Here is a 12611-nt window from a genome sequence, read left to right as displayed (position 1 = left end):
GCATTGAATTATTTTTTTAATGTAATAGTCGCTTAATTTACTGTTTCTTAACATCTTACTAGACTAACAGATCGTGTCTGCTAGTCTAGAGCCTAAATTATTCTATAAACAATAAACTTATCGTAGGTTTACTTACCCTAGTGCTAATAGGTGCCGGAGTATATTCCTTGTTCACAGTGGATCTTGGTACGGTACCAGATATCACTAATAATCAGGTTCAGGTCATTACCGTTTCCCAAACTTTAGCTACCGAAGACATTGAAAGATTTGTAACTTTTCCTGTGGAACTAGCTATGGCTAACTTACCAGGTGTTACAGAGATACGTTCTATTTCTCGCTTTGGTCTTTCAGTAGTAACTATTGTCTTCGAAGACTCTATGGGCACGTATCTACCACGGCAATTGGTACAAGAAAAGCTTAATATTGTGCAGCAACAAATACCCGAGACTTTTGGAAGCCCATCTCTGGGGCCCATTACAACGGGGCTTGGAGAAATCTACCAATATACCCTCCAACCCAAGCCTGGTTTCGAAACCAGATATTCTCCAACTGACTTGCGTACTTTCCAAGACTGGATCATCAGACGACAGTTAGCTTTAGTAGAAGGTGTTGTGGCAGTAAATGCTTTTGGTGGAAAAATAAAGCAATATGAAATCGCTATCAATCCTGAAAAACTCAATGCCAACAATGTTTCCCTATCAGAAGTATTTGAGGCATTACGGCGTAATAATAGCAATACAGGCGGCGCCTACATTGAAAAAAATAACATGGCCAATTTTATCCGCGGGGAAGGCTTGGTTCGCTCACTCGACGATATTCGAAATATTTTCATTAAAAATGTGAATGGCCTCCCTATTTTAATCAAGGATGTAGCAGAGAAAGTACATTTTGGTCATCAGATACGCTATGGCGCTTTCACACAGGATGGTCGGGAAGCAGTAGGCGGTATGATTTTAATGCTAAGAGGATCTAATTCAAATGCTGTAATTCAAAATGTACAAAAGCGCATAGTTGATATTCAGAAATCATTACCCGAAGGTTTGGAGATAAAACCTTTTCTTGACAGAAGCACGCTTATAGAAAGAACTACCAGTACAGTAACTGAGAACCTTACAGAGGGTGCGCTAGTTGTAATTTTTGCATTAGTCATAATTCTAGGTAGCATCAGGGGCGGTTTTATTGCTGCCAGTACTATTCTCTTATCCTTCCTCTTTGCTTCCATTTTGATGAATCAATTTGATGTATCGGCTAATTTGATAAGTTTAGGGGCTATTGATTTCGGGATTATTGTTGATGGCGCAGTAATCATAGTAGAACGCACCATATACGAAATTCAAAAACAATATAAGGCAGGTAAATTAAATTTTGACCAAAAGGATATAGATGAGTTAGCTTTTCAAGCTGGAAGCTCAATGATGAATACCGCAGTTTTCGGTCAGATAATCATACTAATCGTATTTATTCCAATTTTATTCCTTACTGGTATAGAAGGAAAAATGTTTCATCCGATGGCCTACACCTTTGGTTTTACCATGTTGGGAGCCATTATACTTTGCCTGACATATGTTCCTATGATGTCAGCCTTACTTTTAAGGCCTGGAAAAAACCAAAAAAATTGGTCTGGAAAGTTAGAAAAATCGCTTGAGAATCTCGGCAATAAAATTGTAAACGGTTTCCAACATATTTATTTACCATTATTAATAAGTGCACTTCGACACCAAGTAATTGTTATGATTGTGGCTTTTGCATTGTTTGTTGGTGCGGTTTTTATGTTTCTCAGAATAGGTGGTGAGTTTTTGCCGCAGTTGGATGAAGGCGATATTGCAATGCAGGCACTTATTAGACCTGGTAGTGGCCTCAGTGAAACTATTGACGTTTCTATTAAAATAGAAAACATATTACTGCAAAATTTTCCGGAAATAAAAATTGCTTTAGCTAGAATTGGTGTAGCAGAAATTCCCACGGATCCTATGCCAATGGATATAGCCGATATGTTCATTATCCTAGAAAAGGATGTAAATAAATGGACTTCTGCCAAGTCAAAAGATGAACTTATTGAAAAAATCAAAGAAAAGCTTGATAGCGAATTAATAGGAATCAACCTGGTTTTCAGTCAGCCGATTGAATTGCGCTTTAATGAATTACTAACGGGTGTCCGAGAAGATGTGGCTGTGAAGTTGTACGGCGATGATCTTAATGTGTTGGCGCAAAAAGCAAATGACATAGCCAAAATCATCCAAACCGTTCCTGGTGTGGGTGATGTAAATACCGAGAGAACCTCCGGAATGCCTCAAATGACTGTGCGTTATAGCCGAGAAAAAATAGCTCAATATGGATTAAATATTGATAAATTGAATGACTATATCAGCTCAGCATTTGCCGGAAGTGTGGCTGGAGTAATTCTAGAAGGTGAGAAGCGCTTTGATATGGTCATACGTTTTGATGAAGCCTACCAAAAAAACATTGCCGATTTACGAAACCTTTATATTGATTTACCTAACGGTAATCAAATTCCCATTAAGGAACTAGCCGATATCAACTATGTACTAGGCCCTATGCAAATATCAAGGGACAATACTTTTCGTAGAACTTACGTAGGAGTGAACACCAGAGGACGTGACATGGAGTCCGTAGTAAAAGACATCCAACAAAGGCTAGAGGCTGAGTTAGATTTACCGCCCGGCTATTACGTCACATATGGTGGAGAGTTTGAAAACCTGCAAAAAGCCAAAAATCGATTAGCCATTGTGGTACCAATTACCATATTTTTGATCTTCGTCTTGCTGTATTTTGCTCTAAAGTCATTTTCCCAAGCAGTCATCCTTTTTACCGCCATTCCTTTAGCTGCTATAGGCGGAGTACTTGCCCTTTGGTTAAGAGATATACCTTTCAGTGTTTCAGCAGGGGTAGGTTTTGTTGTGTTATTTGGTATAGCTGTACTTGATGACTTAATATTAATTAGTAGATTCAATTCATTAAAAGAAGAAGGGATAACCGATATTGAAGAACGTATAGTTAAAGCAACCAAAGAAAGAATTAGGCCTATTTTACTTACAGATGCTACAGATATTCTCGGATTTTTACCAATGGCATTATCCGTATCAGCAGGCTCTGAAGTGCAACATCCGTTATCAACCGTAGTAATTGGTGGCTTGATATCGGGCACGCTCCTTACCCTCATTGTACTTCCCGTAATTTATGCTTTTGTCGAGAATCGTAATAATAAAAAAATTAATAAACAAAGCCTCCAACTTCCTCGTGCAAATACGCTAGTGATAATTTTTGTGTGTAGTGGGCTTCTAAGTATCCTTCTAGGCGCAGCCTCTACGGCAAAAGCACAGTCACCACCGCTAGAAAATTTACCAACCGTTACTCTAGAACAGGCTAAGGATTTAGCAATAAAAAATTTTCCTAGAATACAGGCAGCAAGGCTTGAAATAGAAAATCAAGAAGTCCAGAAGAAGACTGCTTGGGACCTGGGCAGTACCTCAATCTTCACTGGTGCAGAAAAGCTAGGGTACACCCCAGAAACTACTTATATGCATGTTGGTATCAAACAGAGCCAAATAAATATCTTTGGTATTTTTCCTAAATTAGAGCTACAAAAAGAGCGGGTAGCATTAGCTGAGAAAGCACTTAACCTGTCTGTGATAGAAGTAGAAATGGAAGTAAGTAGAGCCTGGGTTATGGTCTATACGGCAAAAAATAATTATCAGGTTTACAAGCAAATGAACTCCATCTTCATGGATATTGAACGAGCAGCTAAAATAAAATTTGAAGTTGAAGCTATATCCAAACTTGAATACTTAGCAACGTCGAATCAAGGAAATCAAGTATTGATACAAAAAGAACAAGCGTATAGAGACTATTTAAGTGCATTACAGCGGCTAAACCTATGGTTTGCCATCGATACTTTATTTACTGTCCCAGATATTCCTGCCAAGCAATTGGAAAGTCCACTAAACTTAATACCAGATTCTATAGATACTCACCCTGTACTAAATGTTTCTAAGCAAAGAGTTAATGTTGCAGAAGCTGCTATCAAAGAAAGACGTTCACAATTTTTACCCAAATTAAGCTTGCAGTATGGCAAGCAAGAAATTTCAGGTCTGCCTGGGCTTCATCAATTTCAGGTTGGTATTGAGGTACCCTTATTTTTTGCACCGGAATTAGGAAGATCACAGGCTGCTAAAATAGAGCACACAATTGCCAACCAAAATCTTCAGCAATCTCAACTAGAGCTAGCTGCGGCTTATCAGAATATACGCGAGCAGTACCTCAAATGGTTAAATTCATGGCAATACTATCGGGATGTGGCGCTTCCTATGGCTAAGGAGCAACAAACGGGTGCACTTACTGCCTACCGAGAAGGCGAGATTGATTATGTAACATTCTTGCAAAATATGAGAGATTCTATACGTATAGAGATTGATTCGTGGAATGCTTTTGGCAGTTATTTAGACAGCCGCTACCAGATGGAATATTTTCTAAAAACATCTAATTAAAACGATAAATAGAAAGAAAATAAATATGAAAATGCACACCCAGTTTATATCAGTTTTGATATTAGCAATATTTTCTGCCAGCTGTATGAACAAATCGGCTAATAACAAGGATATTGAAGGAGATAGAAATCACGCTTCTCTTAAAAATTCCAATGAGAATCATATTAATCATTCTGATAGTGAAAAAGAGATAGGAGAGGTCCATCTTTCTGAACTAAAATTTAATAGTCTCGGAATAAAGGTCGGTAATATACCCACTCGTGCTCTTTCAGGAGTGGTAAACGTTAATGGGTGGCTGGAATTGTTTCCTCAACATAAAGCCGTAATTACAAGTGTTTTGGGAGCTAATATTACCGAAATAAAAGTAATTGAAGGAGAAAAAGTAAAAAAAGATCAAATACTAGCCTATATTTCACATCCAAATCTAATTAACTTACAGACTGCATATATAAGCACCTATAATCAGCAGCAATTTCTAGAAAAAGAATATCACCGCCAGCAAAGACTTTATGATGAAAAAATTGGCTCAGGTAAGATTTATCAACAAACAAAAGCAAATTACCAAACTATAAAGAGTGAAGTAGAAGGTTATGAAGCGCAATTAAAGCAATTAGGGCTTAATGTAAAAAAACTGAAAAATGGTAATATTTCCCAATATGTCCCAGTAGTAAGCCCAATAGATGGCTATATTGAGAAAATATTGGTACAAACAGGACAGTTTGTGGATCCTCAAGCACAAATACTTAGCATTATAAATAATGATTTTATACATGCCGACCTAATGGTATTCGAAAAAGATGTGCACAAAGTAAAAAAAGGTCAGAAAGTATCATTCACGGTAGAATCAGTTCCGGATAAAAACTTATCAGCCACAATTTTTTCTGTTGAAAAGAATTTTGAGAGAAACCCTAGGGTAGTTCGTGTGCATGCCGAAATTGATCAAAAAGAATATTCCCTTATTCCAGGTATGTATATCCACGGAGAAATCTATACAGATAATTCATCGGTTACCGCGCTACCAGAAGAAGCTATTGTTGTAGAGAATGGCAAGCCTTACATTTTTCTTGTAGAAAAAACCAAGAAAAATGAAGAAATAGAATGGATATTTAATCCTATCGAGATCAGAACAGGCATTTCTAATCAAGGTTGGGTGGAAATTAAACTCCTTGAACCACTAACTGAAAATACTAAAGTAGCATTGAACAGTGCCTATTACCTGATCTCAGAAATAAATAAAGGCGAGACATCGCATGAGCATTAGAATGTATAAAGTACTTTTTATTAATCTATTAAATTGGATTATCTGGCCCTATAATAAAAATAGCAATGCGACATAATGTCGCACCTATTATGATGCTCAGTTTATAGAGCTAGAAAAATAATAAATAGCCTCGGAGGAAATACGGTATAGGGATCTTCCTATCAACTTAATTTCAGTCAAAATAGACACGAAATACTTACCAGCAGGTATAAGACTTACAGCAACGATTTTCACTGTGCCAACAATCTCCCGATGCACAAAAGCTTTGATGTGCCTTATTTTTGGCAGAAACAATTTACGGTTATCGACTATCTCCACAGCTTGCGGATATTGGATAGGCTGCTTTCTATGTTAAGATTTGAAGGTGGGGTACTTTGCCCGACGTTCAAAGAACGTTTACAAAGGTGCGACAACTAAATTTAAAAAACAGGCTCTAAAAACAAATCAGCTGATACTAAGAATATTGCAGTAATATAATAATTAACTTTGTCTATTACTATTGAAGCACGGAGGATTGATGATCTATCTGAGTTCGGATTTAGAAAATACGGTTAGTGAAACAAATAGCAGTATTAAGTTGATTGGGCCAAAAAAATATTACACAGCTATCAATGGTGCGAAATGGAGCCATTAATGAAGCAAATAAATTTTAATAGTCTTACCATTATATTGCTCGGATTCCTTATTAAGAGCTTCGTCTGGGCAGGTGATGGACACCACGGTGGTCATGTTGGAGGAGGTCATTTTGGTGGCTACCATGGATTAGACATTCACTTTGGGTACGGCCTAGGCTTAGGTTATGATCTAGGTTACTATGGGTATGGGCTGCCTCATTATTACCCCTATCCACCAGTAGTTACGGTACCCGTTTCTCCAGTAGTCGCGTCTCCACCAACCCACATACAACACAATGTATCATCTGCTCCCCAATCAGAGAGCAGCTATTGGTACTATTGTCGAAATCCAGAAGGTTACTATCCATATGTCAGGGAGTGCTCTGGTGGCTGGGAAAAAATATCCCCACAGCCTCCTGCACAATAATGAACGACACAAAGCAAGCGGAGAATTAGCAATTACCTCTTGCGGCAATAGCAATAGACAAACTGCTGAACTGTTCCAAACGGAGTGTGGTGTGCTTCTTTTTCATGTTCAACTAGTTGGAAAGTATCTCCAAATACCGCATGCAGGGCTTCAGGTTGGTATCGCATCACCGGTAGACCACTACATTTTTCTGGTCCATCTTCGGCAAAAGTAGCAACAATCACATGTCCACCTGGTCGAACTGCACTTATGACCCGCTCGACATAAGCATGGCGATTTGCCGGATCAGTCAAAAAATGGAACACTGCACGGTCATGCCAAATGTCAAATCGGTTCATGGGGAACTTTGCACGGGTAATATCGCCTTCTATCCAGAGAACAATATCCGCATGTTCCCCCAAACGCTGCTTTGCAACAGCAAGCGCAATTGATGACAGATCAAATACTGTCAAGTCGGTATAGCCTTCTGCCACAAGGTCATCCACCAGTCTGGAAGCTCCTCCTCCCACATCAATAATGGCTGCATCTTTGCCGAGTCTGGTATTATGGATTAATCGCAGAGACTGGTCAGCGTGTTCCTGAAACCAACTAACTGAGTCAGATGCCTTAGTGGTATACCTGTTCCCAATGCCGCTTATTATCCATGGGGTAATTTCTCTAAAAGCACAATACCTTATCTGAATCGTGAATCAGCGTATATAAATCCTGCATCGTGGATATCGAACAGATTCCTAACTCTTCAGACTCACGAAGCTTAAGACAGGTTCCGCAAGCTAAAATTGCACCGCCTATATCCGAAAAACTGTGAATCTGGCCGGTAATATCAAACTTGTCCCTATCAAGAGATTCTACCTCCACACCTTTTCCGAGTAAAAACACTGAAACAGTATCCCCCTGCTTGCGGGAGAAAATTCCAAGTCGGAAGGCGTTCCATACAGTTTCTGAGTCATTCGAATAAATGATAATTCCGAGTTTCATTTAATTTCCTTCAATTCCATTAGTTGTTCGTTAGCCTCGATAAGAAGCTAACTGTATGCAGTATAGAATTCTTGTGTAGAAATTTGTTAAATTTTTAGATTGGAATCGTGCTAATCGGATTAGGGTTAGCGTGCCAATTTCTCGTAATTCGGTATGGGTACTAATACTCCGCATCGGCAGCACTTAGATTTGTAATGATTAATGGGATGGATCTGCTGTAAAACGTTGCTTCTGCTTCTATTGCAGTCTTGACGCATTGTGACTTTCTAATAATTTGACCCAGTACACTACGGTTTAGGTTGAGCAAAGCTAATACTTAGCGGGCTGTCCGAATTTGCGTGGCCACTTCGAGATTGATATGATGGCTTCAATCAAAAATACGGAATTCTGCCAAGTTTATTTCGTATTTTTTTAGTTTGGCGTAAACAGCACGTGAAGTAATTCCCATGTTCTCAGAAACTCTTTTTATATTTCCATGATGCTGTTTCAAAGCTGTCTCAAGGAACGATTGCTCTATTTTGGCAAGAGTATGTTCTTTTACGCTTTTCCATTCAACAACACTTTTGGTTTTAGCTGGAAGCTCTAAATCCAGTTCGGTCATTTCTTTGCCACTGGCAAACAGGATACTGCGCTCAAGAATGTTTTCCAGCTCGCGGACGTTACCTGGCCAATGGTAGGCGCGGATTTTCCGCATGACTTCACGGCTTACTGATTCAACCTCTTTGTTATAACGCTTGTTCAATCGCTGAATGATCAATTGCACCAGGTAAGGTAAATCTTCCGACCGTTCGACCAAAGGAGGGATGTTTAAGCGGACTACGTTGATGCGATAGTACAGGTCATTGCGAAACAAATCCTCTTTTACGAGACTCTCCAGATTTTGATTCGTTGCAGAGATGATCCTTACATCAATCGCCAATGTTTGTTTGCCGCCAACTCTTTCCAGTTCCCCTTCCTGGATTACACGAAGCAATCGAGTTTGTGCTGCTGGCGACAATGAGTCGATTTCATCCAAAAACAGAGTACCGCCTTCGGCTCGCTCAAAGTAGCCTTGGTGTACTTCTATGGCTCCGGTAAAAGCACCTTTTTCATGCCCAAACAAGGCACTTTCAATCAGACTTTCCGGGATTGCACCGCAGTTAATAGCGATGAACGGTTTATGATAACGCTCGCTCATCGCATGTATGGCACGTGCTATCAACTCTTTACCCACACCTGTTTGCCCCTGGATTAGCACTGTTGCCACTGTAGGCGCAACAACCTCGATCGATTGCAGTATTTTCTGCATCACTGGTGATTTTGCTATGATTGCAGGAGATTGATGTTTCTTTGATGCTTGCCTGCTTTGTTTATGCCAAAGCCGTTGCATGCTTGTTTCAATTCGGCACTGTAATTCATTGATATCATTAATCTCCTTAACCGGTGTCGTGTCAGTATATTCCATTCCGGCGTGCCCTTTTGCTGCATGCGGATTGGTATAAATACATACATCACATTGGCCATCCTGACGGGCTATGCTTTTTTTGATTTCAACCTTGGCATAACCGAAGTTTCTGGCTGCGATCCCCCCGAATACGCTGGAAGTCATCCGGCATAATTCAGGGAAGCTGGTGACTTGCTCGCCGAAAGGACAACGTGAATTGGTAACCGTTATGCAGTCCGGATTACTGGAAACAAGTGAAAATTTACCGCCGATATTGTTTTTGATGCCGAGTATGAGTTCGGTATAGCTTTCACTATCGAGCTGCTCACTTTTATTGGTATTCTCCCGGTAAGTTTCTTCAAAAAAGCATCCGGCGGTTTTGGCGATATGTTCAATCAACTGCTCGCAATGCTTTTGCCCCTGTTGTTCACTGGCATGCATCAGCTCAAGAATAAAGGTTTGCAGAAAAAAAACCGGTGTTAATTCAGCAAGAGGATTCTTGTTCATAGTTTATGGATGATTTGTGAAGTGAAACTTCATCAATTGAAGCACAGCTACACTAATGTAGCAACAGCTCATAAATAACCTATTGTAATTAATAATAAAAATTATTGATCCTCAGTGGCATGGTATTTGCATGTAATTTTATTGCATCTAACAATTACCAGGTGTGCGGGTTAACAGGCCGTTGAAAAACTTTTTCGAGGCTGCCGATACAAGGCAAGAACAGGTGAATCGCAGTTTATGCTTAATCAATGAGCGTTTTGAACCCATTTTTTTAAAATCGTAACGGCAACACAGATAGTTTTTCAACGGCCTGTTAAATATCCATTATGAATCCCTTTAGGGTCTATCGAAAAGATAGATCACTTAAAGTAATTTTAAAATTGCAACCTATTACCGAGGAGACTTAACATTGAAAACTCTCAAAGATGAACTAAACACACGCGTTGCCGCATATGACCACTGGGCACAGCGTCGCCGCCATGGGCCGGCTGGACATAACAACCTGAGATTATGGGTACTTGCCTGCATGGACGAACGTCTGCCGGTAGATGAAGCGCTCGGCATTCACGTAGACACACCGGCCGGACATGGCGATGCGCACTGTTTCCGCAATGCCGGTGGAATTGTCACCGATGATGCAATCCGTTCAGCGATGCTGACTTGTAATTTCTTTGGTACTAGGGAAATCGTCATCGTGCAACATACGCAGTGCGGCATGCTGTCGGCGAATGCAGCCGATTTGGAACAGGCTTTTCGCGACAAGGGGATCGATCCGGACAATATCGCGCTGGACCCGACCCTGCCGGAGCAGAAGCTGGAGAAAGGTGCGTTCGCCAAGTGGATCGGAATGATGGATGACGTGGACGAAACCTGCTTGAAGACCATCGAGACATTCAAAAATCATCCTCTCATTCCCAAGGACGTAGCCATCAGCGGCTGGATCTGGGAGGTCGAGACGCGCCGGCTGAGAGCGCCAACCCGAGACCCTGAAAAACGGGCCAGAACCGATGTCACCTCCGCTCAATTCGGTGTCAAAGTGAAGCAACCACCTCGTTGGAGCTAAGTTCAAGAGAAAAACCTGGAAACGTGATCACTTGTTGTGCCAAGTGGTCGCGTCATAACATTTCTGAGAAATGCCTTGATTAATGGATAGGGATTCTAAATGCCAACTTATGATTACTTGTGCACACAGTGCAAACTACAATTCGAGACACGCCATTCAATCAATGCGACCAATCCAGATTGCCCGGTATGCGGGAGTACGACAGAAAAGGTTATTCTTTCTGCTCCTGCGGCGCATGGCAACATGGCGCGTGGCCGTGATCTGGCAATACGTTCACTTCAACCAAAAACCGATCCGGTAAATCACCTACACGTGCCTGGGTGCGGATGTAGTCGTCATAAGCATTTAGGATATGTTAAGAAATAACCACTACTGTCTCGTTAACTTTCACAGTAGAGTCAACTGAATATCAGACGCGTGATTATGGAATGGCGGATCATCTCGCAATGTGACCTGACGCCCCAACGGTTTAATCATCGGGGTTTTCTATACACTTTGTTCGCCGAATTTTCGAGCTCAATGGTTAATCCATCACGCTATAAAGCGATCAGAAATTCACAAAATTTGTGTTTAATCGACAACAAATAGCGTTAATTCTGGATCTTTTTTAAAGGATAAAAAGGTTATTAATGCAGTGTCATTTTGATGTCAATGGACACACTACTCCAATTTGAATCATTTGCAGTATGGCATGACGAGCTGTAATAGAGGTCTTTCATGTTGTAATGGAATGGATGTTCGCTATTTTTACGATATCGAAGTGCCAAAGTTGTTGTAAGCATAACCACTAGCGTAATCGATTGAAATTTTCAGGCCATTTTCTGGATGTATGCATGACAGCTAATATGCGAATATCTCTGTCGGTTATTTGATAGGCAAGAATGTATGGAAGATCGCTCATCACTATTTCACGCGTACCAAACACACGGCCTGGGCGACCAATTTCGGGGTGGAGTGATAGATTATTGGCAGTAGCTTTTATTCTAATTAAAACATTATAAGCAGCATTGGCGTTCTCTTGTGCAATATAATCGCCAATTGATTTTAAATCTTCTAGTGCTTCATCGAGCCATACAACAGCGCTCATGCTTTGAATTTATCTATCATGGCATCAACATCATCGCTTGAATGAAATTTTGCATTTTTCCCTGAAGCAATATCCAGACGTTCTTGAATTTTTTTTGTTTGCCAATCGTAAATTTCCAGATAGTGATCAATAGCCTGATTAACTAACCAGTTTCTGGAACGATCCAGACTGTGCGCAATTGCATCCAGCTTTTCTTGTTTTTCTGGTGCCACTGATACACTCATGCGTCCTGTTTCGCTTGCCATTTCTTATTCCTTAATCAGAAGTAATCATGTTTAATCTTGGCATAGATAAGTATGATTTGCAAATTGAAACAGCAAACAGATATTGAAACAATCATTGCTAAGAAATGACTGTGTCAAATTTGTGCCAAACTGCGGCAGAAATACCATCATTTGAGGCTGTTTGACACTGGTTTTGTGCTTGGCAAGCATTGTAAGCGATTGATTATATTAATTGCATATTCAATGGCTGCGTCTCATAATCCCTTGGTCGCTGGTTCGAGTCCAGCCAGACCCACCAGTAATCAAGCGCTTAGTGACTAAACATCCTAAGTGCTTTTTCTTTGCTCGCTGCATGTAAGGCTGGTGTAAGAAAATACTATCTACAATAAGCAACAAAAAACCCGCGTCGGGCGCGGGTTATATGGAAAAGACTTCTGCACAACCTCGAAAATTTTGCTGTATCCACAGAGAAAAATTTCTAAAAGGCATTTGTCACGCATGCCACTGGCAAAAAGTGAAGTT

The 12611-nt window shown here is 40.4% G+C and carries 8 protein-coding genes and 1 pseudogene; 4 read left to right on the top strand and 5 right to left on the bottom strand.

The window, feature by feature from the left end; translation table 11 throughout:
- The first annotated feature begins 104 nt into the window (after positions 1-104).
- Together C8R34_RS15160 and C8R34_RS15155 are read left to right on the top strand one after the other, a co-directional pair.
- Entirely contained in the window at positions 105-4505 is a 4401-nt protein-coding gene (locus tag C8R34_RS15160) for a CusA/CzcA family heavy metal efflux RND transporter (RefSeq protein WP_258364533.1), read from the top strand.
- 25 nt (positions 4506-4530) lie between these two features.
- On the top strand, positions 4531-5766 hold the full coding sequence (locus C8R34_RS15155; protein WP_013648890.1) for an efflux RND transporter periplasmic adaptor subunit: 1236 nt from the start codon (positions 4531-4533) through the stop codon (positions 5764-5766).
- 1073 nt (positions 5767-6839) lie between these two features.
- Here the strand turns inward: C8R34_RS15155 and C8R34_RS15145 are convergent.
- The 3 genes and pseudogenes from C8R34_RS15145 to C8R34_RS15135 all read right to left on the bottom strand — a co-directional run bounded on the left by C8R34_RS15145 (position 6840) and on the right by C8R34_RS15135 (position 9715).
- Positions 6840-7452: pseudogene (locus C8R34_RS15145) on the bottom strand (class I SAM-dependent methyltransferase).
- Between the two features lie 12 nt (positions 7453-7464).
- Positions 7465-7785 (bottom strand): DsrE family protein, encoded by a 321-nt coding sequence (locus C8R34_RS15140; RefSeq protein ID WP_097104787.1) that lies wholly within the window; start codon positions 7783-7785, stop codon positions 7465-7467.
- Between the two features lie 367 nt (positions 7786-8152).
- The gene (locus C8R34_RS15135) at positions 8153-9715 is read right to left on the bottom strand and encodes a sigma 54-interacting transcriptional regulator (RefSeq protein WP_110342004.1); all 1563 of its coding nucleotides are present in this window, start codon (positions 9713-9715) and stop codon (positions 8153-8155) included.
- Between the two features lie 409 nt (positions 9716-10124).
- Between C8R34_RS15135 and C8R34_RS15130 the strand changes: the two genes are divergently transcribed.
- Together C8R34_RS15130 and C8R34_RS15125 are read left to right on the top strand one after the other, a co-directional pair.
- Positions 10125-10778 carry a carbonic anhydrase gene (locus C8R34_RS15130; RefSeq protein WP_097104790.1) on the top strand — a complete coding sequence of 218 codons (654 nt, stop codon included), beginning with the start codon at positions 10125-10127 and terminating at the stop codon, positions 10776-10778.
- 99 nt (positions 10779-10877) lie between these two features.
- Entirely contained in the window at positions 10878-11144 is a 267-nt protein-coding gene (locus tag C8R34_RS15125) for an FmdB family zinc ribbon protein (protein ID WP_097104792.1), read from the top strand.
- Between the two features lie 421 nt (positions 11145-11565).
- Here C8R34_RS15125 and C8R34_RS15120 read toward each other — a convergent pair whose 3' ends face one another.
- Positions 11566-11865 carry a type II toxin-antitoxin system RelE/ParE family toxin gene (locus tag C8R34_RS15120; protein WP_097104793.1) on the bottom strand — a complete coding sequence of 100 codons (300 nt, stop codon included), beginning with the start codon at positions 11863-11865 and terminating at the stop codon, positions 11566-11568.
- Positions 11862-12110: a CopG family ribbon-helix-helix protein gene (locus C8R34_RS15115; protein ID WP_107786305.1), complete on the bottom strand. Its 249-nt coding sequence runs from the start codon at positions 12108-12110 to the stop codon at positions 11862-11864. Before C8R34_RS15115 ends, C8R34_RS15120 begins: the two co-directional genes overlap by 4 nt.
- Between the last annotated feature and the right edge of the window lie 501 nt (positions 12111-12611).

This window comes from Nitrosomonas sp. Nm84, from assembly GCF_003201565.1.
Lineage (GTDB): Bacteria > Pseudomonadota > Gammaproteobacteria > Burkholderiales > Nitrosomonadaceae > Nitrosomonas.
This window is presented reverse-complemented; position numbering and strand designations above follow the sequence as displayed.